This window comes from Sphingomonas sp. PAMC 26621 (genome assembly GCF_000251145.1).
In the GTDB taxonomy this organism is placed as follows: domain Bacteria; phylum Pseudomonadota; class Alphaproteobacteria; order Sphingomonadales; family Sphingomonadaceae; genus Sphingomonas.
On the sequence record NZ_AIDW01000019.1, the window covers coordinates 142489 to 168674 of the forward strand.

The 26186-nt window shown below is 66.1% G+C and carries 31 protein-coding genes and 1 tRNA gene; 20 read left to right on the top strand and 12 right to left on the bottom strand.

Annotated features, from left to right (window positions below; all coding sequences use genetic code 11):
* The first annotated feature begins 44 nt into the window (after positions 1–44).
* The 4 genes from ihfB to RI03_RS10605 all read left to right on the top strand — a co-directional run bounded on the left by ihfB (position 45) and on the right by RI03_RS10605 (position 2510).
* Positions 45–326 carry an integration host factor subunit beta gene (gene ihfB / locus RI03_RS10590; RefSeq protein WP_010164040.1) on the top strand — a complete coding sequence of 94 codons (282 nt, stop codon included), beginning with the start codon at positions 45–47 and terminating at the stop codon, positions 324–326.
* A gap of 82 nt (positions 327–408) precedes the next feature.
* Positions 409–491: transfer RNA gene (locus RI03_RS10595), tRNA-Leu, on the top strand.
* A gap of 105 nt (positions 492–596) precedes the next feature.
* Positions 597–2072: an ABC transporter substrate-binding protein gene (locus RI03_RS10600; RefSeq protein WP_010217260.1), complete on the top strand. Its 1476-nt coding sequence runs from the start codon at positions 597–599 to the stop codon at positions 2070–2072.
* 27 nt (positions 2073–2099) lie between these two features.
* Positions 2100–2510: a DUF4112 domain-containing protein gene (locus tag RI03_RS10605; RefSeq protein ID WP_026046637.1), complete on the top strand. Its 411-nt coding sequence runs from the start codon at positions 2100–2102 to the stop codon at positions 2508–2510.
* Between the two features lie 15 nt (positions 2511–2525).
* Here the strand turns inward: RI03_RS10605 and RI03_RS10610 are convergent, their stop codons facing one another.
* The 3 genes from RI03_RS10610 to nadC all read right to left on the bottom strand — a co-directional run bounded on the left by RI03_RS10610 (position 2526) and on the right by nadC (position 4594).
* A complete protein-coding gene (locus RI03_RS10610; RefSeq protein WP_010217262.1) occupies positions 2526–3233 on the bottom strand; it encodes a ribonuclease T2 family protein in 708 nt (235 codons plus the stop codon).
* The gene (locus RI03_RS10615) at positions 3230–3655 is read right to left on the bottom strand and encodes a hypothetical protein (RefSeq protein ID WP_010217263.1); all 426 of its coding nucleotides are present in this window, start codon (positions 3653–3655) and stop codon (positions 3230–3232) included. Before RI03_RS10615 ends, RI03_RS10610 begins: the two co-directional genes overlap by 4 nt.
* Before the next feature lie 75 nt (positions 3656–3730).
* The gene (gene nadC, locus RI03_RS10620; RefSeq protein WP_010217264.1) at positions 3731–4594 is read right to left on the bottom strand and encodes a carboxylating nicotinate-nucleotide diphosphorylase; all 864 of its coding nucleotides are present in this window, start codon (positions 4592–4594) and stop codon (positions 3731–3733) included.
* A gap of 432 nt (positions 4595–5026) precedes the next feature.
* Here nadC and RI03_RS10625 point away from each other — a divergent pair, with 432 nt between their 5' ends.
* A complete protein-coding gene (locus RI03_RS10625) occupies positions 5027–5755 on the top strand; it encodes a Crp/Fnr family transcriptional regulator (RefSeq protein WP_010217265.1) in 729 nt (242 codons plus the stop codon).
* On the opposite strand, the gene RI03_RS10630 is transcribed toward RI03_RS10625, so the two are convergent.
* The 7 genes from RI03_RS10630 to RI03_RS10660 all read right to left on the bottom strand — a co-directional run bounded on the left by RI03_RS10630 (position 5721) and on the right by RI03_RS10660 (position 11668).
* Positions 5721–6017 carry a DUF6894 family protein gene (locus tag RI03_RS10630; RefSeq protein ID WP_238542344.1) on the bottom strand — a complete coding sequence of 99 codons (297 nt, stop codon included), beginning with the start codon at positions 6015–6017 and terminating at the stop codon, positions 5721–5723. The genes RI03_RS10625 and RI03_RS10630 overlap by 35 nt on opposite strands.
* Before the next feature lie 45 nt (positions 6018–6062).
* Positions 6063–7073, bottom strand: coding sequence for a quinolinate synthase NadA (gene nadA / locus RI03_RS10635; RefSeq protein ID WP_026046638.1), 1011 nt, complete (start codon positions 7071–7073; stop codon positions 6063–6065).
* Between the two features lie 52 nt (positions 7074–7125).
* Entirely contained in the window at positions 7126–7845 is a 720-nt protein-coding gene (locus RI03_RS10640; RefSeq protein WP_010217271.1) for a hypothetical protein, read from the bottom strand.
* Positions 7846–7943: 98 nt separating this feature from the next.
* Positions 7944–8627, bottom strand: a complete 684-nt coding sequence (locus RI03_RS10645; protein WP_010217273.1) for a DUF4230 domain-containing protein — start codon at positions 8625–8627, stop codon at positions 7944–7946.
* Positions 8624–9481, bottom strand: coding sequence for an MBL fold metallo-hydrolase (locus RI03_RS10650; RefSeq protein ID WP_010217274.1), 858 nt, complete (start codon positions 9479–9481; stop codon positions 8624–8626). Before RI03_RS10650 ends, RI03_RS10645 begins: the two co-directional genes overlap by 4 nt.
* Positions 9482–9545: 64 nt before the next feature.
* Positions 9546–11303, bottom strand: a complete 1758-nt coding sequence (locus RI03_RS10655) for a M56 family metallopeptidase (RefSeq protein WP_010217275.1) — start codon at positions 11301–11303, stop codon at positions 9546–9548.
* Positions 11300–11668: a BlaI/MecI/CopY family transcriptional regulator gene (locus RI03_RS10660; RefSeq protein ID WP_010164056.1), complete on the bottom strand. Its 369-nt coding sequence runs from the start codon at positions 11666–11668 to the stop codon at positions 11300–11302. The genes RI03_RS10655 and RI03_RS10660 overlap by 4 nt, the downstream gene beginning before the upstream one ends.
* 121 nt (positions 11669–11789) lie before the next feature.
* Between RI03_RS10660 and RI03_RS10665 the strand changes: the two genes are divergently transcribed.
* The 10 genes from RI03_RS10665 (at position 11790) to RI03_RS10710 (ending at position 20896) form a co-directional block, all read left to right on the top strand.
* Positions 11790–12698: an SMP-30/gluconolactonase/LRE family protein gene (locus tag RI03_RS10665; RefSeq protein ID WP_010217276.1), complete on the top strand. Its 909-nt coding sequence runs from the start codon at positions 11790–11792 to the stop codon at positions 12696–12698.
* A gap of 24 nt (positions 12699–12722) precedes the next feature.
* The gene (locus tag RI03_RS10670; RefSeq protein ID WP_010217278.1) at positions 12723–13415 is read left to right on the top strand and encodes a VIT1/CCC1 transporter family protein; all 693 of its coding nucleotides are present in this window, start codon (positions 12723–12725) and stop codon (positions 13413–13415) included.
* Positions 13416–13485: 70 nt separating this feature from the next.
* Complete coding sequence (locus RI03_RS10675) at positions 13486–14187, top strand: CoA transferase subunit A (protein WP_010217279.1); 702 nt, start codon at positions 13486–13488, stop codon at positions 14185–14187.
* Positions 14188–14336: 149 nt separating this feature from the next.
* Positions 14337–15212, top strand: coding sequence for a 5'-nucleotidase, lipoprotein e(P4) family (locus RI03_RS10680; protein WP_010217280.1), 876 nt, complete (start codon positions 14337–14339; stop codon positions 15210–15212).
* Positions 15212–15847 carry a 3-oxoacid CoA-transferase subunit B gene (locus tag RI03_RS10685; protein WP_010164063.1) on the top strand — a complete coding sequence of 212 codons (636 nt, stop codon included), beginning with the start codon at positions 15212–15214 and terminating at the stop codon, positions 15845–15847. The genes RI03_RS10680 and RI03_RS10685 overlap by 1 nt, the downstream gene beginning before the upstream one ends.
* A complete protein-coding gene (locus RI03_RS10690) occupies positions 15844–16731 on the top strand; it encodes an alpha/beta hydrolase (protein WP_010217281.1) in 888 nt (295 codons plus the stop codon). The genes RI03_RS10685 and RI03_RS10690 overlap by 4 nt, the downstream gene beginning before the upstream one ends.
* A 91-nt stretch (positions 16732–16822) precedes the next feature.
* On the top strand, positions 16823–17668 hold the full coding sequence (locus RI03_RS10695) for a hypothetical protein (protein WP_026046640.1): 846 nt from the start codon (positions 16823–16825) through the stop codon (positions 17666–17668).
* A 49-nt stretch (positions 17669–17717) separates the two neighbouring features.
* Positions 17718–19169, top strand: a complete 1452-nt coding sequence (leuC, locus tag RI03_RS10700) for a 3-isopropylmalate dehydratase large subunit (RefSeq protein WP_010217284.1) — start codon at positions 17718–17720, stop codon at positions 19167–19169.
* Positions 19170–19302: 133 nt separating this feature from the next.
* A complete protein-coding gene (gene leuD, locus RI03_RS10705) occupies positions 19303–19932 on the top strand; it encodes a 3-isopropylmalate dehydratase small subunit (RefSeq protein ID WP_026046641.1) in 630 nt (209 codons plus the stop codon).
* Positions 19895–20896 carry an NADPH:quinone oxidoreductase family protein gene (locus RI03_RS10710; protein WP_026046642.1) on the top strand — a complete coding sequence of 334 codons (1002 nt, stop codon included), beginning with the start codon at positions 19895–19897 and terminating at the stop codon, positions 20894–20896. Before leuD ends, RI03_RS10710 begins: the two co-directional genes overlap by 38 nt.
* 63 nt (positions 20897–20959) lie before the next feature.
* Here RI03_RS10710 and RI03_RS10715 read toward each other — a convergent pair whose 3' ends face one another.
* Positions 20960–22408 (bottom strand): Nramp family divalent metal transporter, encoded by a 1449-nt coding sequence (locus RI03_RS10715; protein WP_010217288.1) that lies wholly within the window; start codon positions 22406–22408, stop codon positions 20960–20962.
* A gap of 146 nt (positions 22409–22554) precedes the next feature.
* On the opposite strand from RI03_RS10715, the gene RI03_RS10720 reads away from it, so the two are divergent.
* From RI03_RS10720 to RI03_RS10735, 4 genes are all read left to right on the top strand, one after another.
* Positions 22555–22878: a DUF1476 domain-containing protein gene (locus RI03_RS10720; protein WP_010217289.1), complete on the top strand. Its 324-nt coding sequence runs from the start codon at positions 22555–22557 to the stop codon at positions 22876–22878.
* On the top strand, positions 22878–23117 hold the full coding sequence (locus RI03_RS10725) for a BolA/IbaG family iron-sulfur metabolism protein (protein WP_010217290.1): 240 nt from the start codon (positions 22878–22880) through the stop codon (positions 23115–23117). The genes RI03_RS10720 and RI03_RS10725 overlap by 1 nt, the downstream gene beginning before the upstream one ends.
* Positions 23118–23122: 5 nt before the next feature.
* The gene (gene grxD / locus RI03_RS10730; protein ID WP_010164075.1) at positions 23123–23455 is read left to right on the top strand and encodes a Grx4 family monothiol glutaredoxin; all 333 of its coding nucleotides are present in this window, start codon (positions 23123–23125) and stop codon (positions 23453–23455) included.
* 223 nt (positions 23456–23678) lie between these two features.
* Positions 23679–25316: a thiamine pyrophosphate-binding protein gene (locus RI03_RS10735; protein WP_010217291.1), complete on the top strand. Its 1638-nt coding sequence runs from the start codon at positions 23679–23681 to the stop codon at positions 25314–25316.
* Between the two features lie 52 nt (positions 25317–25368).
* On the opposite strand, the gene RI03_RS10740 is transcribed toward RI03_RS10735, so the two are convergent.
* Complete coding sequence (locus RI03_RS10740) at positions 25369–25539, bottom strand: CsbD family protein (protein WP_010164077.1); 171 nt, start codon at positions 25537–25539, stop codon at positions 25369–25371.
* 95 nt (positions 25540–25634) lie between these two features.
* Here RI03_RS10740 and RI03_RS10745 point away from each other — a divergent pair, with 95 nt between their 5' ends.
* Positions 25635–26186, top strand: coding sequence for a class I SAM-dependent methyltransferase (locus tag RI03_RS10745; protein ID WP_010164078.1), 552 nt, complete (start codon positions 25635–25637; stop codon positions 26184–26186).

The following is a 26186-nucleotide window of genomic DNA, read 5'->3' on the forward strand; positions in this document are numbered from 1 at the left end:
TCATTCCACAGTGGATATGAAGGTCTTGGGTAAGGGAAGACGATATGATCCGGTCCGAGCTGGTGGAAATGCTGGCGAGCGAGAATCCCGATCTGTCCGCGCGCGATGTCGAAGCGCTGGTGACGACCTTTTTCGATGAAATCAGCAAACGGCTCGCCCTTGGCGGTCGTGTAGAGCTTCGCGGCTTCGGTGCCTTTTCGACCCGTCCGCGAGATGCGCGCACCGGGCGCAACCCCCGCACTGGCGAACTTGTCGCGGTCGAGGCGAAACGCGTGCCGTATTTCAAGCCCGGCAAGGAAATGCGCGTTCGGCTCAACGTCGCCTGACTTGGCTTGACGGCGGTTCTCAAGGAATTGCCGTCTCCGCACGCTTGACGTGGCCCGCGACATCGGCTTGTCGTCTCCGCAAGCGGACGTGGCGAAATCGGTAGACGCAGGGGACTTAAAATCCCCCTCTTCGGAGTGCGGGTTCGAGTCCCGCCGTCCGCACCATCTTTTTACGGCATAAGGCCCGGATCGTGGTTCCCCGGCGCGGCGGCGGTCGCTCCACGCCGATCGCGGGTAGCGCGTTATCGCCGTGAGTGGCACAGTTGCATCATGCCGCCTGTTCTGTTCCGTCCCAGCCTTCGCGCCGTATGTGTTCTCCTGCCCGCGTTGCTTGCCGCCTGTTCCGAACGGACCGACGACGGGCCCGTCGTCGTCAGCGCGATCGGCGGCGCGCCAGGCATGGCCGATCCCGCCAGGTCGGTGCTGGATCCCCCTGCCCGCGTCCTGCTCGACGCGACCGCACAGGGTCTCGTCCGGTTTGATGCCGCCGGCCAGATCGAGCCGGGCGTTGCCGAGCGGTGGAGCGTGATCGACAACGGGATGAGCTACATCTTCCGTCTCCGCGACAGCGAATGGCCCGATGGACGGACCGTCTCCGCGGGTGAGGTCGTGCGCCTCCTGCGGCGGCAGCTCGGCCCGACGTCGCGCAACCCGCTTGCCCCGTTCCTGACTGCGATCGACGAAATCGTCGAGATGACGCCCGAGGTCATCGAGATCCGGCTGAAGCGCCCGCGCCCCGATCTCCTGAAGCTGTTCGCGCAGCCCGAGCTCGCAATTTTCCGCCTCACGGCACCCGGCGGAAGCGGCCCCTACCGGATCGTCGCGCAACGCGGTCCCGTCACCCGTTTGCGTCCGGCGTTCGATCCCTCCCGCGCCGCGGACAATGACGTTGCGAAACCGCCGGCGGATGCCACGATCAAGCTGATCGGCGAGCGGGCCGCGATGGCGATCGCGCGCTTCCGTGCCGAATTGTCCGACGGGGTGTTGGGCGGCGGCTTTTCCGACTGGCCGATCGTGCTCGAAACGCGGATCCCGCCGATCAGTCGGCGGTTCGATCCCGCCGCCGGGTTGTTCGGGCTTGCGATCACCAGTCGCGACGGCGTGCTCGCCGACCCCGCGAACCGTGCCGCGATCGCGCGCAGCGTCGACCGCGCAGGGTTCACCGCCTCGATTTCTCCCGAATGGGCCACGACGACGCAATTGCTTCCCGAGCAGCTCGATTCCGCGGCACCACCGGCGCTCGCGCCCTGGACGCAAGCGCTCGGGCCGAACGACAGGACCCCGCGGGCGACGATCGACGCATGGCGGGCGGCCAACCCGGGGGACATCCGGGTTCGCGTCGCGTTGCCGGCGGGACCCGGCGCGACGATCCTTTACGGCTATGTCGGCGCCGCGCTGCAGTCGCTCGGGATCACCCCCGAACGCGTCGGCCCGGACGCACCTGCCGAGCTCCGCCTGGTCGACGAGGTCGCGCCCTATGACAGCGCACGCTGGTACGTCGCGCGCGCCTGCCAGCCGTGCGGCGGGGTCGCGCAGATCGCGATCGAAGCGGCGCGCGATGCCGATTCCCCGCGGTTGCGGTCGCAACAGATTGCGGCAGCGGATGCGGCGCTCGCCAGCGACGTGGCGTTCATCCCGATCGCCCGTCCGCTCCGCTGGTCGCTGGTATCGACCCGCCTCAAGGCATGGACCGGGAACACCCGCGCGTGGCACCCGTTGAATCATCTCCGCGGCGATACCAATTGAGGTAACATGGTCCAGAACACGACACGCATGAGCCCGCCGCCGCTAGGCGACTTCGCTGCACGCTATGCCGGCAAGGATCCGGCAGCGGTCCGCCAACGGATCGAGGCGATGGAGCATCTGCTCGAAGGCCTTTTCACGATTCCCGGGATCAACCGCAAGGTCGGCCTCGACGTTCTGCTCGATCTCCTGCCGATCGGCGGCGACATCGTCGGCGCAGCGATGGGAAGCTGGATGGTGTGGGAAGCCCGCAATCTCGGTATGTCGAAAGGCCAGATGGCGCGGATGTTCGGCAATGTCGGGATCGACTTTGCGCTCGGCTTGATTCCGTTCATCGGGGCGGTTCCCGATTTCCTGTTCCGCTCGAACACCCGCAACCTGAAGATCATCAAGCGCCACCTCGACAAGCACCACCCAGCGCTTGCCGTGGTCGACCAGTAGGGCGAGCGATCTAGCTCAGCGCTTTCCCCGCCAGATCTGCATTGGCGTCTCGGGCGAAACGCCGCCCGAGCCGGGATGGCAAGGTGCGTAGGCAAAGCGCGTGTCGAGGCACAACCAAAGTTCGTCGAGCCAGCCACGCTTGTTCACGGTAACGCGAATGGCTTCGGCTGGCAGACCCGGGTTGGCGCGTGCGATCGCGCTTGCCACCTGCCCTGCGTTCACCGGGCGACGCGATAACGCGCGGATATCGGGAAAACGCAACCGGTCGTACAGGCCGGTCGAACGCGCGAAATAGGCATCCGGCGTAACGCCCATGCAGGTGCCATGTTTGGCCCATTCGTGCTGGATCAATTGCGGCGACGGCGTTGCGCACACCGCCCGGCGGATCGTCGCGTCGGGCAGAATGGGCGTAGCAGCGCAATATTGCGGCCATTCCTTGCCAACGCCATCGGGCCAGAGACCGTGGAGCGTGAACCCGAACCGATTGCCGCTGCGGCATTCGAACCGGGCGTTCGGGTCGCGGGCGTTGCTGTGGCAATATTCCGGAGCCCAGGTGAGCGCGAGCGTGTAACTGCCGATCGGCAGGACCCGTCGGGGCTGGCTTTCCGAAGGAAGATCGGGGTGTGGACGGGCAAGCTGCGCCGGGATGCTGCATTGCTCGCTCTGCGCGGCAGCGACGCCGGGCATCGTGATCATCGCAAGGGCGGTCAGGGCGTGCTTCATGCGACCACCTCGTCGAACCAAAGCGCCGCATCCGGGCGAAACAATTGCCACACGGCAATGGCGTTGAGCACGAACGCGACAATCATCAGCACCCCGCCGATCCCCGGCTGGGTCGTACCGGTCCTGAGGCTGGTCACGATGCCGAGGACTCCCAGACCGAAAAACGCGGTGATAATCCATTTCGTCACGACCGAGCGTCGCCGCGCGGTGAAATACCAGAGGGTCAGCGCGAGGACGATCGCAATCGCCGTTCCGAACAGGAGGATGTTGCCCCCGAAGGCAGGACCGAACTGCGCCGCGCCCGGGTTTTCCGCCATCCGCTGCAGCGAAGAGTTCCACGACAGCGCGGTGTTGACCAGACCCACCGCGGTCGCGCCGAGATAACAGCGTTCGAACCAGATGATCGACACCGGACGTTCCATGATTCGCTTCCCCCCAAAGGCGATGATCGCGAAAGCTTAGCGGCGATCCCGACAAGCGCAACGCGACGACAGTGGTCAGCGCGAGGGCGCGAAATCGAGCCCGAGGTCGGCGGCGGGGGCGGACTGGGTCAGCCGTCCGACGCTGACGTAGGTCACGCCGGTTTCGGCAATCGCGCGGATCGTGTCGAGCCGCACGCCCCCCGATGCCTCGGTCGGAACGCGCCCGCCGACAATCGCGACCGCCGCACGCAACGTCGTCACGTCCATATTGTCGAGCAGCAGGTGCGTCGCGCCGGCATCCAGGGCTTCCGCAATCTGGTCCAGGGAGTCGACCTCGACGATGATCCGCGCGATCCCGGCCGAAACTGCGCGCGCGACGGCAGGAGCGATCCCGCCTGCCACCGCGACATGGTTGTCCTTGATCATCGCGGCATCCCACAGCCCCAGCCGATGATTGGTCGCGCCGCCCATGCGCGTCGCATATTTTTCCAGCCGTCGAAGCCCCGGGATCGTCTTGCGCGTATCGAGAAGAACCGCACCTGTACCGGCAATGGCATCGACATAGGTGCGGGTGAGCGTCGCGATCCCCGACAGATGCTGGACGGTGTTGAGCGCGGAGCGCTCCGCCGTGAGCAACGCGCGGGCCTTGCCCGAGAGTCGCAGAACGTCGGTTCCGGGGAGGATCCGGTCGCCATCCGCGACCAGCCGTTCGATCACCGCCTCCGGGTCGAGTGCGCGAAAGAACGCCTCGGCGATTGGCAGGCCTGCGACGACGATCGCTTCGCGGCTGTCCATCACGCCAGTGAAACGGGCGGTTTCGGGAATCACGGCCTGCGAGGTGATATCGCCGACGTCGCCAAGATCTTCCGCCAGCGTTGCGGAAATGAAGGCCGGGAGATCGAAGCCCTCCAGGGCGAACGCGGTGGTCTGATCGGTCATGCCTCGCTTTAGCGGCCGAAGCTTCGCGGTGCAGCCACAATTTCGTCAGGACCGTCGGGCCGGCCCGGTTCTTGGCCGAAGCGGCGGGTGGGTGGGTTCCGCGATCGGTTCGACCGCGCCCGCGTCTACTATCCCGCGATGACCCCGGTGGCGGAACCCCGCCCGGGGAGCGGACTGACCCGCCGTTTGAACGAAACGCGCCTCAGGGGTATGGGATCGTTTCGGACCAAATCCTTTCGAAATGGGCTTCGGACGTTAACCTTGTGCTGACAGTTACTTACAGGGCGAAGCTTAACCTACGTTGCTATTATATTTGATAAATGTTGATAAGGTTTTTTGCCACCTGTGTTAGAGCAAGGACATCGCCGGAACGCTACAAGGGCTTCGGGGACAGAGAGATGCGACATGCTCCCGCCCTTTAGCGGGAAGCCAATGCAGCGAAATTCTATACACGATTCCATTATCGCCAGCCTCACGCGTCATGCAGCGCTCGACGAGGACGATTATGCCGCACTTCGCGGTCTCCAGCTTTCCCCCCGCCAGATCGAACCCTCCACCTATCTCGTTCGCGAGGGGGAGAAACCGGCACGTTGCGCCTTCATCCTGTCGGGATTCACGTATCGCCAGAAACTGACCAGCAACGGCGCGCGGCAGATCGTCTCGTTGCAAATTCCCGGTGAGTTCGTCGATCTGCAGAATTTGTGGCTCAACGAATCCGACCATAACGTCCAGGCCCTTACGCGAACCCAGATCGCCGACATCGATATCGGCGCACTGCGCACGGTCGTCACCACGCGGCCCGCGATCGCGACCGCGATGTGGCGGACGTCTTTGATCGATTCCTCGATCTTTCGCGAATGGATCGTCAACATCGGCCGTCGCGACGCCCATACCCGGGTCGGGCATCTGCTGTGCGAATTTTCGCTCCGGTTGGAAGCCGCCGGGATCGCTACGACGGGTGCCTATGATTTGCCGATGACTCAGGAGCAGCTGGGCGACACGGTCGGGTTGACCCCGGTGCACGTCAATCGGGTACTCAAGGCACTGGCCCAACGCGGACTGATCGAGCGCGACAGGCGCAAGATTCGTATCGTCGACTGGGTCGGCCTGCGCGACGCGAGCGACTTCAATCCGCGCTATCTTCATCTCGGTCAGAGCTGACCTCACGCTGGCCTGAAGCGTTCCGGGATTGTGCGGCGACCGCTCCGGTAACGACAAGCGTCATCAAGCGCTTGTCGTTACCATCCTCGACCTGAATCTGGAAAACCACGTTGGTCTTGCCCGCGCGCAAGTCGGACGTCAGAATTTCACCCGCCGCGTCGGACGCTTCGTTGCGGGCGCGTTCGAGACTGTCGAACTCCATCCCGTTTTCGTCCCGGGTGTAGGACTCCTGGTTCTCGACATGGAAATAGTAGCGCGACATGCGGGGGAGTGTCGCCCTTTCCCACGCGCGCTGCATTATCCTGCGTTAGTCGCCCGAAACGCGTAACGGACCGAGGTCCCCCATCCCGACCGTACCGCTCGCCATAGCGAGCATCGCGTCGAGGCTCTTCTTCGCCCGAAGTCGCAGATCTTCCTCGATTTCGATCCGCGGGCTGAGATCGCGCAAGGCCACGTAGAGCTTTTCCATCGTGTTGAGCGCCATGTACGGACAGATGTTGCAGTTGCAATTTCCGTCCGCGCCGGGAGCCCCGATGAAGGTCTTGTGCGGCGCGGCTTTCTCCATTTGATGGATGATGTGCGGCTCGGTCGCGACGATCAGCGTGTCGCCCGGCATCGAGTCGGCGAATGCGAGGATCGCGCTGGTGGACCCGACGTAATCCGCGTGATCCAGAATATAGGGTGGGCATTCGGGATGTGCCGCGATCGGCGCGCCGGGATGCCGGAGCTGGAGCTTGAGCAGTTCGGTTTCGCTGAAGGCCTCGTGCACGATGCACACGCCCGGCCACAGCAGCATCTCGCGTCCGGTCTTGCGCGCGAGATAGCCCCCCAGATTCTTGTCCGGACCGAAGATGATCTTCTGATCGAGCGGGATCTGGCTGAGGATCTTCTCGGCGGAGGACGAGGTGACGATAACGTCGCTGAGTGCCTTCACCTCGGTCGAGCAATTGATGTACGTCAGCGCGATGTGATCGGGATGCGCAGCGCGGAACGCGGCGAACTGGTCGGGTGGGCAGCTATCCTCGAGGCTGCATCCGGCGTCGAGATCGGGCAGAACGACGATCTTGTCGGGGCTCAGGATCTTGGCGGTCTCCGCCATGAAGCGCACGCCGCAGAACGCGATGACGTCGGCGTCGGTCGCGGCCGCCTTCTTCGACAGGTCGAGGCTGTCGCCGACGAAATCGGCGAGGTCCTGGATCTCGGGCTTCTGATAATAATGCGCGAGGATTACCGCGTTGCGGTCCTTGCGCAAACGGTCGATCTCCGCCCGCAGGTCGAGCCCCGTCAGCGTTCCGCCGATACCACCGCGTGCGTCCATCACCATCCTCCCGCCTTGTCTGCGGCCCACATGGCCCCAGCGGCGACGGTGATCAACCCATCAACGCTCTTGTCAGCGCCAGGACCGGCGGCGAGAAGGCGAGCGGGCGCATCAGCGCCGTGTCGAGCGTGATCGCGCCGAAGCCCCAGAAATAGGCGGGATGAATCCTGCCGCGCGTCATCACGTCGAACGTCATCGCGATGCCGACATAGACCGCCATGACCAGCCAGATCGACCACAGGATCCACGTCCCCATCAGCGGCAGCGGGAGTAACCGCCCTACCCCGGGCGTCATCACCAGGATCGCGGCGCACAGCATCAGCCGCCGGTGCCAGTCGGTCCGGGCGCGGAGCGCCACGCCGGCGAGGGTCAGCCCGGCGAACACCAGGACGGTGAGATAATCCATCACCAAAAAGACATTGGGTTCGAAGAAGAACGGAATGCGGTGCGCCGCCGCAGCGACCGTCGTCGTCGACAGCCCGACCGCCACCATCCAGCCGAGATACCAACTGGCCACCCAGCCGAGCCGCCGATGCGTTGCCAGCGACCCGTGGAATACCAGATAGTTCTGCATCGCATAAAGCGCGAGCCAGCCGACCGAGGTCATTCCATGGAGATGCACCCACCATGGCGATGCGATGCTCGACCGCCCCATGACGAATTGCAGCACGAACCCCGATACGGTCGTAAGCACGATCGCGATCGCCATCGCGAAAAAGAACGCGCGTTCGCGCTCGATCGGAACCCCGATCTGTGATGCCTGTGTCGCCACCCGCGATTCTCCCCCGAAAATCTCGATACGCAGACGTTATCACATTTTCGGAGGGCAGGCGATATCGATCCCACGTCGGGAAGCGTTTCGCCCCCTGCCTATTGCCGATTGCCGAGGACGTCGGCGATTGACCGGGTCGTGTCCCAGACATCACTGGAATCATGCGCTTCGTCGGCAAAGCGGACCTTCACGGTCGCATCGAGCCCCGCCGCTTTCAAGGGCAAGGCAAAGCTGTGCTCGACCGCGCGGCGAGTCGCATCCCGCGCGAGGGTCATCGGCACCGGCTCGTGCGCCTGCCGAATCAGCTCACGTTGCCCGGCGGCGCGATTCGCCGCCTGGAGCTTCGCATCGGCGTCGCTGATCGCAGAGAGCAGCCCGCCCTCGCCATATTCACGGATTTGCGTCAGGTCGATCTGCGGCGGCGACACCTCGATCGGCGGCAGTACGACACCTAGCGTGCGGGTCTTTGCGTCCCAGGTGACGTCGCGTGCGGTCAGCTTCGCCATGTCGACGCGATAGTCGACGTTGCCGGGCATGATCAGCGTCTTCTTGCTGGTCAGCCCATATTGCGACTGAGTCGAGGTCGACACCGCGACGAACCGCGCGGCGAACGCCGACAACCGGTTCTGCTCGCGCAGCCCCTGCAACGATCCGCTTGCGATCGTCACTGGATCGGGCCCGGCGAGCCGCTTCTCCACCAGCGCGCCGATGCCCCAGAACAGCGCGAGGATGAACAGTGCGATCAGCGCGAGCGCGCCTGCGAACTTGCCGAGGAACGTCATGCCGCAGCCATCCACGCATCGCCGTCTTCGCGCACCAGCCCGCGCTGCGCCAGGTCGATCAGATGCGCGAGCACCGAGCGTTCCGCCGCCGGGAACAGGCGCGGATCGATCCCGACATACATGCGCGAGACCATCGCCGGGACGCTCGCGGGCGCGGCGCGGAGCAACCGCAGGATCTGCCCCTCGCGCTGCTTGCGATGCCCGAGCATCCCGCGCACCAGCCGCTGCGGGTTCTCGACCGGGTCGCCATGCCCTGGGTAATAAATGCGGTCGTCACGCCCCATCAGTTTCTCGAGGCTCGTCATATAGGCCGCCATGTCGCCATCGGGGGGTGAGACGATGCTGGTCGACCAGCCCATCACATGATCGCCCGAGAACAGTGCCTTGCTCTCGGGAAGCGCGAAGGCGAGATGGTTGGAGGTGTGCCCCGGCGTCGCGATCGCGGTGAGCGTCCACCCCTCCCCGCCGACACTGTCGCCCTCGCGCAGCACCCGGTCTGGCGCATAATCCGCGTCGAAGGACGCATCCGCGCGCGGCCCGAGATCGTCGAGCGCGAGCGGCACGCAACCGACGATCGGCGCGCCGGTGATCGCGGCGAGCGGGCGTGTTCCCGGGCTGTGGTCGCGGTGGGTATGCGTCACGACGATCGCGGTGACGGGGCGCCCCGCGATCGCCGCGACCAGCGCGTCGATATGCGCCGGCGTGTCCGGCCCCGGATCGATCACTGCGAGGTCGCGCGTGCCGACCAGATGCACTTGCGTACCGGTATGGGTGAAGGGCGAGGGATTGGGTGCGAGCACCCGGGCGACGAGGCGTTCGCGCTGCTCGGGCACGCCGGTCTGTTGCTCGGTCATGCCCCCGAGATGGCGGCTTGCCGCGCGCGACGCAACCCTTGGCAGGGGTCCGTCGCGCGCAGCTTCAGCGAACCCGCGCCAGATTCGCCTGGAGGTCCGCGATCGCCGAGTCCATGCCCTGCAGCGCGTGAGTCCGCGCGTCCGACGGCATATCGCGGTTGAGCGTCATCCGCGCGCGCGCAGTGCGAAGGTTCGTCAGCGCGTGGAGATAGGCGTTGCGCTCGGTATCCCGGCCGTTCGCGGCAAGCTGTGCCCCCCGCGCCGCCGCTGCCGCGCCGCGTGCCTGCGCGGCCGCGATCCGGTCCTCGCAGATCACGATCCGGCGACGCCCGTCATGCCGATCCTCGATCGTCAGGCGCTTGCCGTCACCCCGGTTGCCGCACTTGCGCGAGCGCACGTCGGGCACCGCGGGCGGGCGCGAAACCGAAGCGACCGCCCCGTCTTCCCCCACGACCGTCACCGCACCATTCTTGCCGAGCTTGACGTAACGGCCATGCCGGACGACCCGCCTGCCGTCGGTCGTGGTGCTGACGACCCAGGTTCCGTCGGCACCGGGCGATGTCTCCGGACGTTCGGCCAGTTCGGGCGCTTCCGGCGCGACCGGGGGTTCCGGCGCGGTCGGTGCGACGGGCGCGACGGGTGCTACAGGCGGAACGGGCGCGACGGGCGGAACGGGCGCGACGGGGGCGACCGCTGCCGAGGTCCGCGTGTTGCGCTCGTGATACGGTTCCGCACCCTCCTCCACCGTGCCGGACGTCGCAGTTGCGACCGGGGCGACGGTTGCGTCGTCTTCGGCGGGCGCCGGCGGTGGAACGAGCGCGGCGATATCGACGCCGGTCGCTTTTGCTACGCCCGACCGGACCTTCTCCGCCGCCGCGCTTCCCGACGCGGTCAGCCCGAGCCCGCCCAGCGTCAGCGCCGCGATCACGAGGCCGCCGCTCGCCAGCCGCAGTTTCGAGATGCGCTGCGTCGTCAGGACGCGCAGCCGCCCCTTGAGATCGTCGATCGTGTTGAGATGGCACGTCGCCGCCACCGAACCGTACAGCGCGGGATGCGCCGCCTTGACGATCGCGCAGGCATAGGTGTGCCGCCGCATCGGGTTCATGCCCGCCAGCACGCGCGCATCGTTGGCGATTTCCTGGTCGGCGCGGAAGGCACGGAAGGCGCGCCACGCGATCGGGTTGAACCAGTGCAGCGCGAGCACGGCGAGCGCGATCCAGTTCGCGATCAGATCGCCGCGTTCATGGTGCCCCATCTCATGCGCAAGCGCGAGGTCGCGTTCCTCCGGCTCGTACCGCTCGGCGAAATCGGGCGGGAAGGCGACATAGCGGCGCACGATCCCGAACGCGAGCGGGCCACTCGCCGCATCGCTCTCGATCACGCTGACGCCATCGAGTTCGACCCGCTGTCCAACGCTCGCGAGCATCCGCGCGCAGAACCGCCGATGCGCGACTGCGTGCCAGACGAAGAACGCGCCCGCCCCGACCAGCCAGAGCAAACCGATGACCGGGACGACCCACGTCCATCCCGCCACCGGATCCGCCTCAAGCGCGGGCGCGGCCAGCAGCACCGTCGCCGGTTCGGCCGCGCGCAATACCGGGTCGACCGCCGCCGCATGGAACGACGCCACCGTCGCGTCGCGCCACGGCGCGGAGAGCGGTGGCAGCGCGAGGCGCAACACCGGCAGCGCCCACAAGGCATAAGCGACATGCGCCCCGAACGCGCGCCGCACGGGGCCGCGCAACAGCAGCACCAGCACCATCAGCAGGCTCGATGCGACCAGCGCCTCGATTGCCCAGCTTGCTCCGACCGGCCCGATCATCCCTTCAGCCCCTTCAGCAATGCCTCGATTTCCGAAATGTCTTGTGCGGTCAGTTCGTCGCGTTCGGCAAGATGCGCGACCAGCGGTGTCAGCTTGCCCCCGAACAGCCGGTCGATCAGGCGCTTCGATTCGCCTGCGACATAATCTGTACGCTCGACCAGTGGCCGGTACAAATACCGACGCCCATCGGCTTCGTGCGCGATGATGTTCTTGGCGAGGAGACGACCCAGTAACGTCTTGACGGTATTGGCCGTCCAGTCTCGCGTCGCCGGAATTCGCTCGGCCACGTCTTGCGCGGTCAGGGGGCTTTCATCCCACAGCACCTCCATAACCGCGTGTTCGGCATCACTGATCTTGTCGGCCATTCGAGTCGCCTCCGTACTGACTACGTGCGTAATCATACCGTTTACGTCTGTAGTCAAGAGCGGCCTTGCCGGGTTGCAGACGCTCGGTAAACTCTGCCGAAAAAGGAGAGGACTGGTGACATTGATCCCCGTCGCGCAAGGCCTGCGCTTCCCCGAAGGACCGGTCGCGCTGCCCGACGGCAGCGTGGTGCTGGTCGAGATCGCAGCCGGGCGGATCAGCCGGGTGGCCCCCGATGGTACGGTCTCGATCGTCGCCGAACCTGGCGGGGGTCCGAACGGCCTCGCGCTCGGGCCCGACGGCAAGCTGTATTGCTGCAACAACGGCGGGTTCGAGTATCTGGAACACCCCAGCGGGTTGCTGATTCCACACGGCCAGGCGCGCGATTATTCGGGAGGCAGGATCGAGCGGATCGACCTCGTGACCGGCGCGGTCGAGACGGTGTACCGCGACGGCGATTTCGGCTGCGCGTTGCGCGGGCCGAACGATATCGTGTTCGACACCCATGGCGGCTTCTGGTTCACCGACCACGGCAAGACCCGCGAGCGCGAACGCGACGTCACGGGGATCTTCTACGCCAAGGCCGACGGCAGCCATCTCGAGGAGGTCATCTTCCCGAGCGAGAACCCGAACGGCATCGGTCTCTCGCCCGATGGCAAGCGGCTGTATGCCGCGGAGACCTATACCTGCCGGCTGATGGCCTTCGATATCACCGCGCCGGGCAAGGTCGACCAGACGGCGGGGCTCGGCGGCGCAGGCATCCCGCTGTATCGCCCGGCGGGGTACAAGTTCTTCGATTCACTCGGGGTCGAGGAAGGCGGCAACATCTGCGTCGCGACGATCGGCGAGAGCGGCATATCGGTCATTTCGCCCGCCGGCGACCTGGTCGAGTTCGTCCCCACGCCCGATCCGTTCACAACCAACATCTGCTGGGGCGGCGCGGACCGGCGGACCGCGTACATCACCTTGTCGGGCACCGGGCAGCTCGTCCGAATGGACTGGCCGCGCGCCGGGCTCGCGCTGGCGTATTGAGACCGGTCCGGCTAGGGCAAAGCGATGATAAGACATGGTGAAAAACATCTCGTCCAGCGGATCGGCTGGCTCCGCGCGGCGGTCCTCGGGGCGAACGACGGAATCCTCTCGACCGCGAGCCTGATCGTGGGGGTCGCGGCGGCGTCGCGCGCCCCGTCCGAGATCGTGCTGACCGGGATCGCCGGGCTCGTCGCCGGCGCAATGTCGATGGCCGCGGGCGAATATGTCTCGGTCAGCTCGCAGGCCGATACCGAAGCCGCCGACCGCGCGCGCGAGGCCGCGGAACTCGAAGAGGACCCCAAGGCCGAGACGCACGAGCTCGCCGCGATCTATCGGCACCGCGGGCTGGACTCCGCGCTCGCGCTTCAGGTCGCGCAGCAGCTGATGGCCCACGACGCGCTCGGCGCGCACATGCGCGACGAACTCGGGATTCACGAGGCGCTCGAAGCCCGCCCGGTCCAGGCCGCGCTTGCGTCGGCGGCGAGTTTTTCGGTGGGTGCGATCTTCCCGGTGATGATGGCGGTGCTGTTCCGCGGCACCGCGCTGATCGAGGCGGTGGTCATCGCGACACTCGTGTTGCTCGCGGCGCTCGGCGCGACCGGGGCGAAGATCGGCGGCGCGTCCTTGTGGCGCGGCGCGGTGCGGGTGCTGTTCTGGGGGGCGCTGGCGATGGCGGTGACGGCAGGAATCGGGCATTTGTTCGGCGCGCAGGTCTGACCGTGGCGGCGGCTTGACCCGCCGCCCTCCCCCGCCCTAATCGGGCGGCAACATCCGAAAGGACCAGCCAATGCGTAAGATCTACCCCGACGCCGCCGCCGCCCTGGAGGGCGTGCTTTTCGACGGTATGACGATCTGCGCGGGCGGGTTCGGGCTGGCCGGCGTTCCCGAACGGCTGATCGCCGCGATCCTCGCCGCGGGCACCACGGATCTGACGATCGCGAGCAACAATGCCGGGATCGACGGCGAAGGCCTCGGCAAGCTGTTGCGCAGTCGCCAGATCAAGAAGATGATCTCGAGCTATGTCGGCGAGAACAAGGAATTCGAGCGGCAATATCTGGCAGGCGAGCTCGAGGTCGAATTCTGCCCGCAGGGCACGCTCGCCGAGCGCTGCCGCGCGGGCGGCGCTGGCATTCCCGGCTTCTATACCAAGACCGGGGTCGGCACGCTGGTCGCCGAGGGCAAGGAAGTGAAGACCTTCGACGGCGAGGAGTTCATCCTCGAACGCGGCATCCGCGCCGATCTCGCGATCATCAAGGGCTGGAAGGCGGACGAAAGCGGCAACCTCATCTTCCGCAAGACCGCACGCAACTTCAACCAGCCGATGGCGACCGCCGGGAAGATCTGCGTCGCCGAGGTCGAGGAGATCGTCCCGGTCGGGTCGCTCGATCCGGACTGCATCCATCTGCCGGGCATTTACGTCCAGCGGCTGATTCTCGGCGCTCCCTACGAGAAGAAGATCGAGTTCCGCACGGTCCGCGAGGCGGCGTGATCTTCGGAGACGGAACAAGCCCCTCCCCTTTAGGGGAGGGGTTGGGGTGGGGCAGTCCAGCAGAGCCGGGCTCTCGGCGAGGCACTTCCCCACCCCCAATCCAGTGTCGGGTGAAGGATGCCCCTCACCCTTCAGGCCATGCCGGGGGCATGGCCGACCCGACACTCCTGAAGGGGAGGGGCTTTCTGGTTTTGGCGCTGGCGCTCTCCGCCTGCACCACGACGCAGGCGGTTCCGCTCGCCAGCACCCCCGCCGTCCCGCCCGGAATGCAATATCTGTACGGATCCGGCGAAGCGGCGGCGCAGGCGCTGCAGACATGGCGGCAGCTGACCGGCTTCGTCGCGCAAAAAGTCGCGGCATCGCCAGCCGAATCCGTGATCCTCGCCGAAGGCGCGTCGCTCGCCGCGCCGCGCTGGGTGCCGTGCGGGACGAAACCAAAAGCGGTCGTGTTCGACGTGGACGAAACCGTGCTGCTCAACCTTGGATTCGAAGCAAACGACGCAGCGCATCCCGCGCCCTATGACCAGAAAGTCTGGAACGCCTGGGAGCGCGGCGACCTCGACAAGGTCGCGCCACAGCCCGGCGCGGTTGTAGCCCTGGCGGAGCTTCGCCGCATGGGCGTGACGGTCATCTTCAACACCAACCGCTCCGCCGCCAATGCCGCCGTCACCCGCGCCACCATCGAAGCCGCTGGCCTCGGCCCCGCGGTCCATGGCGAGACGCTCTACCTGTCCGGCGACGACGCGATGGGAAGCCGCAAGGACGGGCGCCGCGCGATGATCGCCGCGAAGTTCTGCGTCGTCGCAATGGGTGGCGACCAGCTCGGCGATTTCAGCGACCTGTTCAACGCCGGGCTCGCCCCCGCGCCCCGCCGTGCGACGGTACTGTCGGGTCCGATCGCCGCGCACTTCGGCGCGGGCTGGTTTGTATTGCCCAACCCCGTCTATGGCACCGCGCTCAAGGGCGGGCTCGACGATATCTTCCCGCAAGACAAACGCTGGGCACCGCCCGCAGGAGACAAGTGATGGTCTGGACTCGCGACCAAATGGCAGCCCGCGCCGCGCGCGAGTTGCAGGACGGCTTCTACGTCAACCTCGGTATCGGCATCCCGACGCTCGTCGCCAATCACATCCCGGCGGGCGTCGAAGTGACGCTCCAGTCCGAGAACGGAATGTTGGGGATCGGCCCCTTCCCGCTTGCGGGTGAAGAAGATGCGGACCTGATCAACGCGGGCAAGCAGACGATCAGCGAACTGCCGCAATCCTCCTATTTCAGCTCATCCGACAGTTTCGCGATGATCCGCGGCGGGCATATCGACCTGACCGTGCTGGGCGCGATGGAAGTCGCCGAGAATGGCGACATCGCCAACTGGATGATCCCGGGCAAGATGATCAAGGGCATGGGCGGCGCGATGGATCTGGTCGCTGGCGTCAAGAAGATCATCGTCGTGATGGAGCATACCTCCAAGAACGGCGACCCCAAGTTCATCCCCGCATGCACGCTGCCGCTGACCGGCAAGAACGTCGTCGACATGATCGTCACTGATCTCGCGGTGTTCCAGCGACCCGATCACCAGTCGCCGTTCAGGCTCGTCGAGATGGCCCCCGGCGTGACCGCGGACGAGATTGCCGCCAAGACCACGGCAAAGTATGTAATGTGAGGCGCTGGCTGCTCGGCACCGCGCTGGCGTTCGGGCTTCTGGTGGCTTTGATTGCCGTGTTCGTGTCGCCCCCCGGCATCCTGAGCCTCATCGATGCGCTCGCGGGCGGCGGGATCGGGGTCGAGCGGCCGGGTAATGCGATTGCGTTCGGAAGCCACGGCCAGACGCTCGACGTCTGGCGGCCCGCCGATGCCGGTGACGCCAAACGCCCGGTTGTCATCTTCTGGTATGGCGGCGGCTGGGTGAAGGGCGATCGCGCGGCCTACGCTTTCGCCGCGCGCGCGTTTGCCAGGGCGGGGTTCGTCGTCGTGGTTCCCGATTATCGCAAGGTCCCCGCGATCCGCTTCCCGGCAATGCTGCAGGACGGCGCGAAGGCGGTCCGCTGGACCCGCGATCACGTCGCCGCGTTTGGCGGCGATCCCGCGCGGATCGCGCTGTCGGGGCATTCGGCGGGCGCCTATACGGTCGCCATGCTCGCGCTCGACCGCCGCTGGCTGCAGGCGGAAGGGGTCGATCCGCGGATCGTTCGCGCGGCGGTCCCCTTATGCGGTCCGTATGACTTCTACCCCTGGACCTCGAGTCGCGCGCGTGAGGCGTTCAAGGGCGTTGCCGATCCACGGATGACGCAGCCGATCACCTTCGCGCGCGGCGATGCCCCGCCGATGTTGCTCATCACGGGCACCGCGGACACCACCGTCCGCCCGCGCAATGCGCTTCGGCTCGCCGCCGCGCTGCATGCCCACGGTGCCGTGGTGACGGTGAAAAACTATCCCGGCCAGACACATGAAGCGATCGTCATGGCGCTCTCCCGCCCGTTCCGCGCGCGCTCCAGCGTGCTCGCCGACAGCGTGGCGTTCCTCGACACGGCACTCGGAGACCGCTGACCTTAGAACCCCCCGGCGCGCTCGCGCCTTTGGCCGTTTTCTGCTTAGGAAACCGTGACGGCGCTTGGGCGCGATGCGGCTGGGGGGCTTCATGATCTGGGTAAAACGCACGTCGGTTGCGCTGGTCGGAATGATCACGTTCGCGCTCGTCCTGCTGTACGCCGGGTCGGAATGGGTGCTGCGGCAAACCCATGCGACGCTGATCGAGCCGATCGTCGCGGACCGGTCATCCGCGGGATTGGTGGAGGGCGGTCGACTGGCGCGGATCGTGGGATGCCGGGGGTGCCATTCGCAGGATGGGACGGGTCGCGTGCTCGCCGAGGATGTCATGATCGGCAGGATCGCCGCGCCCGCGATCGCGCGCCGCGCGGCGGTCTATTCCGATGCAGAGCTGGTGCGGCTGATCCGCCACGGCGTCAAACGCGATGGCACCGCACTGCATGTCATGCCGACCCAGGCGCTGATGCATCTTGCGGACGGCGACGTCGCGCGGATCATCGGCTGGGTCCGCACGCTGCGACCAACCCCGCACGACGTTCCCGGCACCGTCTCCTATGGCCCGCTCGGCCGGTTTCTGATCCTGACCGGGGCACTTGACAGCAAGTTCAGGCCGATCGACCATGCTCCGCCCCTCCGTCCGACCGAGACCGGTCGGTATTTCGCGCATGTATCCTGTCTCGCATGCCATGACCTCCATCAGGCCAAGCCCGAAGAAGGTGCGCCCGCGACGATCATTCCTGCCCTCGCGCAAGTTGGCGCGGCCTACGAGCCAAAGGCTTTTCACACCTTGCTGCGAACAGGCGTCGGTATGACCCCGCGCGATCTCGGACTGATGAGCCGTGTCGCGAGGGGTGATCTCAAGATGCTGACCGAGGACGAGATCGCGGCGATTCAAGCGTATCTGGTGCGCGAACAGAACCACCCCTCCGCGCAATAAAGCGACGTTTGGAATTGCGTTCGCGCAGTTTTCCGCTAGAGCGCGGCGGATGGCAAGCCGTCCCTTAACCCTGTACGAGAAGATCTGGGCCGACCACGTCGTCGAGCGACGCGACGATGGCACCTGCCTGATCTATATCGACCGCCACCTTGTTCACGAAGTGACCAGCCCGCAAGCGTTCGCCGGGCTCCGCGCCAATGGCCGCACCGTCCGTCGGCCCGATCTGACGCTCGCGGTCCCCGATCACAACCTTCCCACCACCGCGCGACGCGATGCGCAGGGTGTCCGCCTGCCGATCACCGATCCCGAAAGCGCAGCGCAGCTCGACGCGCTCGAGCGCAACACGCGCGACTTCGGGATCGATTATATCGATGCGGTCGCGGCGGCGCAGGGGATCGTCCATGTCGTCGGGCCCGAACAGGGCTTCACCCTCCCCGGCACGACCCTGGTCTGCGGCGACAGCCACACCTCCGCGCATGGCGCACTGGGGGCGCTCGCATTCGGGATCGGGACGAGTGAGGTCGAGCATGTGCTCGCGACCCAGACCTTGCTGCTCGGCCAGTCCAAGACGATGGAAATCCGCGTCGACGGGACGTTGGGCTTCGGGATCACGCCCAAGGACGTGATCCTAGCGATCATCGGAAAGATCGGGGCTGCGGGCGGGACCGGGCATGTGCTCGAATATACCGGCTCGGTCATCCGCAGAATGTCGATCGAGGGGCGGCTGACGGTCGCCAACATGTCGATCGAGGCCGGCGCGCGTTCCGGACTGGTCGCGCCGGACGAGACGACCTTCGCCTATCTCAAGGGCAAGCCGATGGCACCCAAGGGCGATGCCTGGGACCGGGCGGTTGCCTATTGGCGGACGCTGCCGAGCGACCCCGGCGCGCGCTACGACCGTGTCGTCACGCTCGACGCGACCGACATCGCGCCGCTGCTGACCTGGGGCACCAGCCCCGAGGATGTCGTCGCGATCACGGGCCACGTCCCCGACCCCGACAGCTTCGCCGACCCGGCAAAGCGCGACGCCGCGCGGAAATCGCTGGACTATATGGGGCTGACCGCGGGCACCGCGATGCAGGACGTCGGGATCGACTATGTCTTCATCGGCAGTTGCACCAACAGCCGGATCGAGGACCTGCGCGCCGCCGCATCGGTCGCGAACGGTCGGCGCGTCGCCGATGGCGTCCATGCGCTGGTCGTGCCTGGATCGGGGCTGGTCAAGCGACAGGCCGAGGCCGAGGGCCTCGACCGCATCTTCGTCGAGGCCGGTTTCGACTGGCGCGAGCCGGGCTGCTCGATGTGCCTGGCAATGAACCCCGATAAAGTACCGCCCGGTCTCCGCTGTGCTTCCACATCGAATCGGAATTTCGTAGGACGACAAGGCCCGGGTGCGCGCACGCACCTGGTCTCGCCCGCAATGGCGGCGGCTGCCGCCGTCACCGGGCGCCTGAGTGACGTGCGTGACCTCGTAACACTGTCCGGGGGGGACGATCGATGAAGCGTGTTCTGGTTCTGCTGGTAATGGGAACCCTGTTGAGCGGGATCGCGGCCTATGCCGCGACCGCGCGTACCGCCGCCAACGATGCGATCACCGCCACGCCGCGCTGATCCCGCCTGAACTGGACCCCATGATGCAGCCTGTTACCCAAGTTTCCGGCACCGCTTACCCATGGGGCCAGAAGAACGTCGATACCGACGTCATCATCCCCGCGCACTGGCTCAAGACCGTGACGCGCGACGGCCTCGGCAAGGGCGCGTTCGAGACCGTGCGCGCCAAGCCCGGCAACATCTTCGACGATCCACGTTACAGTGGCGCGCCGATCCTGATCGCGGGCGACAATTTCGGCTGCGGGTCGAGCCGCGAGCATGCCGCCTGGGCGCTTGCCGACATGGGGATCACTGCGGTGATCGCGCCGAGCTTTTCGGACATCTTTTCGGGCAATGCCTTCAAGAACGGCATCGTCACGGTCGTGCTGCCGCAGGCGCAGATCGATCGCCTGCTCGAGGTCGCGCAGGACCAGCCGGTCACGGTCGATCTCGAGACGATGACCGTCACCACCCCGTTCCAGGACCGCTTCGCCTTCGACCTCGACGCCTTCCGTCGCCAGTGTTTGATGGAAGGGCTGGACGAGATCGGCCTGACACTGGCAAGAGATACCGCGATTTCGAAATACGAAGCCGGGGTAAGCGAACACCGGCCGTGGATGAGCGGAGAACGGGCGGATGCGAGCACTCTTGTCGAAAGCGCCGGGCGGACCTGAAACGCTAACGCTCGATACGCTGCCGGATCCGGTGGCGGCACCGGGGCAGGTCGTGGTCGCGGTGAAGGCGTGCTCGATCAATTATCCCGACGTCCTGATCATCGAGGACAAATATCAGTTCAAGCCGCCGCGCCCGTTCGCGCCGGGGAGCGAGATCTCGGGCGTCGTCGAAAGCGTCGGAGACGGCGTCACCGACTGGAAACCCGGCGACCGCGTGATCGCGACGACCGGATCGGGCGGGCTGGTGGAGAAGATCGCCCTCCCCGCCACCAGCCTGTTCGCGCTGCCTGAAGGGCGCAGCTTCGCCGAGGGCGCGTCGCTGCTGCTGACCTATGGCACGACGATCCACGCGCTGCTCGACCGCGGGCATCTGGCCGAGGGGCAATGCCTGCTCGTGCTCGGCGCGGCGGGCGGGGTCGGGCTCGCGGCGATCGAACTCGGCAAGGCGTTTGGCGCGCGCGTGGTCGCCGCCGTCTCGTCCGAGGAAAAGGCGCAGGCCGCGTGCGATGCCGGTGCCGACGCGACGATCGTCTACGCGCGCGCACCGTTCGACAAGGATCAATCCAAAGCACTCGCCGAGCAGTTCAAGGCGGCGGGCGGCAAGAGTGGCTATGACGTGATCTACGATCCGGTGGGTGGCGATTACGCCGAGCCGGCGCTGCGCTCGATCGGCTGGGAGGGGCGCTATCTCGTCGTCGGCTTCCCGGCGGGGATCCCACGGCTTCCGCTCAACCTGACGTTGCTCAAGAGTTGCGACGTCTGCGGCGTGTTCTGGGGCGCGTTCGCCGCGCGCGATCCGGAGGCAAACCAGGCGCATATCGATCGATTGTTCCGGCTTTGGGCGGGCGGCCAGATCAGCCCGCGCGTCACCGAAACCTTCGCGTTCGAGGATGGCGGCAAGGCGATCGCCAAGATGGCGGCACGCGGCGCGATCGGGAAGCTGGTGGTGACGGTCGCGGCGTGAGCGCCATAGGAGTTGCCGGATAGCGGGCATCGCCCCGGCCGCGTGCCGGGGTGATGCGGTCGGTCAGTCACGTACCGCTTTCGGCCGGGGCGCATATCCAAACCGGACATAGCCGGCGAACCCCAGCATCGCTGCCGCCATCACCCCGACCCATAATGGCCCGATCGTTTCCCACAGCAGATACACGTTCAACCCTGCGATCACGCTGCAGATCGCAAAACCGAGCAGTTTTACCCACAAGGGGTTCGCATATTCCCCCATCCGCGCCCGGTTGCTCGTCACCATCATCAGCGGGAAGATCGCGAACGGCAGCTGCATCGACAGCACGACCTGGCTGACCACGAGCAATTCGACCGTATCCTTCCCCCCGGTCGCCGAAATGACGATCAGCGCGGGGATGATCGCAAGCCCGCGCGTCACCATTCGCCGCAGCCAGGGCCGGACGCGGATCCGCAGGAACCCCTCCATCACGATCTGCCCGGCAAGCGTCCCCGTGATCGTGCTGGACTGCCCCGAGGCGAGCAGCGCGAGCGCAAACGCCGTCGCCGCCACCCCGCCCAGCGCGGGGCGCAGCAACTGGTGAGCGTCCTGCAGCTCGGTGACGACCATGCCGTTGCGCCAGAACACCGCCGCCGCGAGCACCAGGATCGCCGCATTGACGAAGAACGCCATGCCGAGCGCGACGACGGTATCGATCGTGTTGAAGGTGAGTGCCGCCTTGATGTCGCGTTTGCCGCTGCCGAACGCCCTGGTCTGCACGATCGAGGAGTGGAGATAGAGATTGTGCGGCATCACCGTCGCGCCGAGGATCCCGAGCGCGATCAGCAGGGCGGCGGTGTTGGGAATGTCCGGCGTCACCGCGCCGAGCGCGACCGCGCTCCAGTCGGGCTTCGCCAGCACGATCGTATAGGCAAAACACAACCCGATCGTCGCGACCAGCGCGATCACCACCGCCTCGATCTTGCGGAACCCGCGGTTGATCAGCAGCAGCAGCAGCAACACGTCGAGCCCGGTGATCACCACGCCCCACACCAGCGGCAGGCCGAGCAACAGGTTGAGCGCGACCGCCGAACCAACGACTTCGGCAAGGTCGCACGCAATGATCGCGATTTCGCACAGCAGCCAGAGCGCGACAGAGGCGGGTTTGGAATAATAGTCCCGGCACGATTGCGCGAGATCGCGTCCCGTGACGATCCCGAGCCGCGCGCACAGCACCTGCAGGAAGATCGCCATCAGGTTCGACGCGAGGATGACCCACAGCAGCGTGTAGCCGAACTGGCTCCCGCCCGCGAGATCGGTCCCCCAATTGCCCGGGTCCATATACCCGACCGAAACGAGGAACCCGGGCCCCGCGAACCCGAGCCACTGCCGCCAGTTCGAGCGTCGCGGATCGCCGCTTTCCCAGACTTTGACGCTGCGATGCGCCTCCGGCAGCGATCGCGCGAGGTCGGGAGGATCCGCCGGGGCCATCGTGCGCTCGAACAGCGCGCGCTTTTTCTGTGACGAAGCCATGAAGGTGATGCCCTACCCGAAGTCCCGCGATTTGCCGACGCGGAATCGAGAGTCGAACGGTTGCGACAGCGATGCGTTGCACCATCCCCCCGCTGTCCCTATCTCCGGTGCATCCTTTCCTACCGTTATCCGGGGACCAACGGCACATGACCAGCTTCGACGATCGCGAACGCGCCTTTGAAACCAAATATGCGCGCGACGAGGAAATGGCGTTCCGCATCGTCGCCCGGCGCAACCGCCTGCTCGGCCATTGGGCGGCGACGGAGATGCGTCTGACCAAGGAAGAGGCGGATGCCTATGCGACTGCCGTGGTCCAGGCCGACTTCGAGGAAGCCGGCGACGAGGACGTGATCCGCAAGCTGGTCAGCGATCTCACCGCCGCAAACGTCGCGATCGACGAGCCGACGATCCGTCGCACCATCGAGGAAAAGACGGTCGAGGCGCGCCGCCAGTTGATGGGCAGCGAATAATGCCCATGTCTGCGGCCGAGATCGAGGCGTTGATCGTCGCGGGCATTCCCGATGCCCATGTCGAGATGACCGATCTGGCGGGGGACGGCGACCATTGGGCCGCGCGGGTCACCGCCGAGAGTTTCCGCGGGCAACCGCGGTTGAAGCAACAGCGTGCCGTTTATGCCGCGCTGGGCGACCGGATGGGCGGCGTACTCCACGCGCTGCAACTCACCACCGCCGTCCCTGTTCAGGAGTGATGACTATGACCGACGAATCCCAGACCCGTATCGCCGACCTCGTCGGCAAGTCCGACGTCGTGCTGTTCATGAAGGGCAGCCCGCTATTCCCGCAGTGCGGCTTTTCGAGCCGTGCGATTGCGATTCTCAACCACATCGGCGTGGAATTCGACAGCGTCGACGTGCTTCAGGACCAGGGTATCCGCCAGGGAATCAAGACCTTTTCGGACTGGCCGACGATCCCGCAGCTGTATGTGAAGGGCGAATTCGTCGGTGGCTCGGACATCATGATGGAAATGTACGAGAGCGGCGAGCTTGCCACGCTGCTCGAGGAACAGGGCGTCGCGAAGGCGAACTGACGGCCGGGTTGGGCGGGTCGCGCTGGAGTAGCGCTGACCCGCCCTGCTGAAGCGTAACCGCTCGGCATATCGATCTAGTAGCATGCGGCGTGCCAGAACGCCACAAGCGCGGTTTTGCAGAGTTCGCGGTGGTTAACGGTACAGCGTCCACCCTGACGAGTGTAAAGTTTTCCGACATTTTATCGCGGTTTCCTTGCCCCGCATCCCTCGCTAGAACCCGGGCATGACGACCCAATCCCCCCGCACCGGCGGCCAGATCCTTGTCGACAACCTGCTGGCGCAGGGATGCGACCGCATCTTTACGGTGCCGGGCGAGAGCTTCCTCGCGGTGCTCGACGCGCTGCATGACACGCCCGAAATCGATCTCGTCGTCTGCCGACAGGAAGGCGGCGTCGGCTTCATGGCGTGCGCCGATGGCGCGCTGACCGGGCGGCCCGGCGTTGCCTTCGTCACGCGCGGTCCCGGTGCCACCAACGCATCGATCGGCGTTCATGTCGCGATGCAGGATTCGCAGCCGATGGTCCTGTTCATCGGCGATGTCGATCGCGGCACGCGCGATCGCGAGGCGTTCCAGGAAATCGATTTCCCGGCAATGTTCGGCCCGATCGCGAAATGGGCGGCGAAGATCGACGATGCGCGTCGCATTCCCGAATATGTCGCTCGTGCGTGGAGCGTTGCGATGTCGGGCCGGCCCGGCCCGGTCGTCCTAGCCTTGCCCGAGGACATGCTGCTCGACCGGGTCGACGCGGTCGACCGGCCGCGCGTCGAACCTGCGGTGCAGGCGTGCGATCCGTTCCAGCTCCACGCCCTCGCCGAACTGCTCGAGGCAGCGGAAAACCCGCTCGCGATCATCGGTGGCGCGGGCTGGCGCACGCGCGCGGCGGAATCGTTTGGGGCATGGGCGGAGCGGTGTGGCCTGCCCGTCGCCGCCGCGTTCCGGCGCCAGGACGCTCTCCCCAACACCAGCCCGGTATGGGCGGGTAACCTCGGCTACGGCCCAAATCCCAAGCTCGTCCAGCGAGTCCGCGAGGCCGATCTGCTGCTGGTGGTCGGTCCCCGGCTTGGCGAGGCGACGACCGACGGCTACACCCTCGTCACCCCCGATCATCCGGGCCAGCGGCTGGTCCACGTCCATCCCGATCCCGCCGAACTTGGACGGACCTACCGCACCGACCTCGCGATCTGCGCGGACATGGGGTCGTTCGGAGACTCGCTCCATTCGATCGCATGTCGCCCGCGCGATGCGGACGCGGCGCATGCCGCCTACCTCGACTGGTCGACCCCTGCCCCGCGCGCCGGCCTGACGCTCGATCTCGGGCCGTGCGTCGCCGCAATGCGCGATCACCTTCCGGCGGACAGCATCATCTGCAACGGCGCGGGGAATTATTCGGGCTGGTGGCATCGCTACTGGCGCTACGCCGGACCGGGTACGCAACTTGCCCCGACCGCAGGTGCCATGGGCTATGGCGTGCCCGCGGCGACCGCTGCCGCGTTACGCTATCCGGGGCGAACCGTGGTGGCGCTTGCGGGCGACGGGTGTTTCCTGATGAACGGACAGGAGCTCGCGACTGCGGTCGCGCATGGCGCGGACATGCTCGTACTGGTGATCGACAACGGCGGCTACGGCACGATCCGAATGCACCAGGAGCGAGACTATCCGGGGCGGATCAGCGGCACCGTGCTTGGCAATCCCGACTTTGCAGCGCTCGCCAAGGCTTATGGCTGCTGGGCGGAGACCGTCGATGCGACCGAAAGCTTCACCCCGGCGCTGGCGCGCGCGATGGCAGAAGACGGTGTGCGGCTGCTGCACCTCAAGACCGAGATGCGTGCGATCACCGCTGGTGCCATGCTCAAGACATAAAAAAGCCGCTCCGGTTTCCCGGAGCGGCCTCTCTATTATCAGTCAGCGCAGGTCAGATGTCGTCGCCGAGCGCGCCCTTGACCTTGCCGCCGAGCTGCTGGGCCTTGCCCTTGGCTTCCTGGGCGGCGCCGTCAGCCTGCGTCTCGGGATTATTGCTTTCCTGCTTCGCCTTACCAATGGCTTCGTTGACGTTGCCTTTGATCTTGTCGATGAATTCGCCCATGGCTTTTATCCTTTCGGTCCTAAGCGATGTCGCAAGCCGACATCCGCTACTCCCAGGTAATAAACGGCCAATGTCCCAAGCGGTTCCTTTGTACAATGACTGATCGTTCGCGGGATGCCGGCTTCGTCGGCAAGGCCTGGATCGACCGACTTGTCGCCCCCCTGCCCGCCGGTGCCACCGTGCTCGATCTTGGATGTGGCGATGGCCAGCCGATCCCGCGCTACCTGCTCGATCGCGGGTTCGCAGTCACCGGCGTCGACGCCGCGACTTCCATCATCGAACTCCTCAGGACCCGGCTGGCGCGCGGGCGCTGGATCAAGGGAGACATGCGCGTCGTCCAGGTCGAAGGGCCGTTCGACGCCGTGATCGCGTGGAACTCGCTGACGTGGCTCAGCCACGATGACCGCGCGCTGATGGCGCGGCGTGCGGCCGAATGGCTCAAGCCAGAGGGCCGGATGCTGTTCAATGCCCCGGCCGATCAGGATCCCAGCCGCAAGGATTATCGCGATGGTTCGCCATACCGCTTCGACCTTGAGGCGACCGATTATGCCGCCGCGATCGCGGGCAGCGGTCTCCGCCTGATCGCGCATATGGACGTCGATCCTGCGTGCGACGATGCGGGGATATGGCTCGCCGAGAAACTGTAA

Coding starts and splice junctions, on each gene's coding strand:
- ihfB (WP_010164040.1), top strand. CDS start 45: ATGATCCGGTCCGAGCTGGTGGAAATGCTGGCGAGCGAGAATCCCGAT.
- RI03_RS10600 (WP_010217260.1), top strand. CDS start 597: ATGCCGCCTGTTCTGTTCCGTCCCAGCCTTCGCGCCGTATGTGTTCTC.
- RI03_RS10605 (WP_026046637.1), top strand. CDS start 2,100: ATGAGCCCGCCGCCGCTAGGCGACTTCGCTGCACGCTATGCCGGCAAG.
- RI03_RS10610 (WP_010217262.1), bottom strand. CDS start 3,233: ATGAAGCACGCCCTGACCGCCCTTGCGATGATCACGATGCCCGGCGTC.
- RI03_RS10615 (WP_010217263.1), bottom strand. CDS start 3,655: ATGGAACGTCCGGTGTCGATCATCTGGTTCGAACGCTGTTATCTCGGC.
- nadC (WP_010217264.1), bottom strand. CDS start 4,594: ATGACCGATCAGACCACCGCGTTCGCCCTGGAGGGCTTCGATCTCCCG.
- RI03_RS10625 (WP_010217265.1), top strand. CDS start 5,027: ATGCAGCGAAATTCTATACACGATTCCATTATCGCCAGCCTCACGCGT.
- RI03_RS10630 (WP_238542344.1), bottom strand. CDS start 6,017: ATGTCGCGCTACTATTTCCATGTCGAGAACCAGGAGTCCTACACCCGG.
- nadA (WP_026046638.1), bottom strand. CDS start 7,073: ATGGACGCACGCGGTGGTATCGGCGGAACGCTGACGGGGCTCGACCTG.
- RI03_RS10645 (WP_010217273.1), bottom strand. CDS start 8,627: ATGACGTTCCTCGGCAAGTTCGCAGGCGCGCTCGCGCTGATCGCACTG.
- RI03_RS10650 (WP_010217274.1), bottom strand. CDS start 9,481: ATGACCGAGCAACAGACCGGCGTGCCCGAGCAGCGCGAACGCCTCGTC.
- RI03_RS10655 (WP_010217275.1), bottom strand. CDS start 11,303: ATGATCGGGCCGGTCGGAGCAAGCTGGGCAATCGAGGCGCTGGTCGCA.
- RI03_RS10660 (WP_010164056.1), bottom strand. CDS start 11,668: ATGGCCGACAAGATCAGTGATGCCGAACACGCGGTTATGGAGGTGCTG.
- RI03_RS10670 (WP_010217278.1), top strand. CDS start 12,723: ATGATAAGACATGGTGAAAAACATCTCGTCCAGCGGATCGGCTGGCTC.
- RI03_RS10675 (WP_010217279.1), top strand. CDS start 13,486: ATGCGTAAGATCTACCCCGACGCCGCCGCCGCCCTGGAGGGCGTGCTT.
- RI03_RS10680 (WP_010217280.1), top strand. CDS start 14,337: ATGGCCGACCCGACACTCCTGAAGGGGAGGGGCTTTCTGGTTTTGGCG.
- RI03_RS10685 (WP_010164063.1), top strand. CDS start 15,212: ATGGTCTGGACTCGCGACCAAATGGCAGCCCGCGCCGCGCGCGAGTTG.
- RI03_RS10695 (WP_026046640.1), top strand. CDS start 16,823: ATGATCTGGGTAAAACGCACGTCGGTTGCGCTGGTCGGAATGATCACG.
- leuC (WP_010217284.1), top strand. CDS start 17,718: ATGGCAAGCCGTCCCTTAACCCTGTACGAGAAGATCTGGGCCGACCAC.
- leuD (WP_026046641.1), top strand. CDS start 19,303: ATGCAGCCTGTTACCCAAGTTTCCGGCACCGCTTACCCATGGGGCCAG.
- RI03_RS10710 (WP_026046642.1), top strand. CDS start 19,895: ATGCGAGCACTCTTGTCGAAAGCGCCGGGCGGACCTGAAACGCTAACG.
- RI03_RS10715 (WP_010217288.1), bottom strand. CDS start 22,408: ATGGCTTCGTCACAGAAAAAGCGCGCGCTGTTCGAGCGCACGATGGCC.
- RI03_RS10720 (WP_010217289.1), top strand. CDS start 22,555: ATGACCAGCTTCGACGATCGCGAACGCGCCTTTGAAACCAAATATGCG.
- RI03_RS10725 (WP_010217290.1), top strand. CDS start 22,878: ATGCCCATGTCTGCGGCCGAGATCGAGGCGTTGATCGTCGCGGGCATT.
- grxD (WP_010164075.1), top strand. CDS start 23,123: ATGACCGACGAATCCCAGACCCGTATCGCCGACCTCGTCGGCAAGTCC.
- RI03_RS10735 (WP_010217291.1), top strand. CDS start 23,679: ATGACGACCCAATCCCCCCGCACCGGCGGCCAGATCCTTGTCGACAAC.
- RI03_RS10740 (WP_010164077.1), bottom strand. CDS start 25,539: ATGGGCGAATTCATCGACAAGATCAAAGGCAACGTCAACGAAGCCATT.
- RI03_RS10745 (WP_010164078.1), top strand. CDS start 25,635: ATGACTGATCGTTCGCGGGATGCCGGCTTCGTCGGCAAGGCCTGGATC.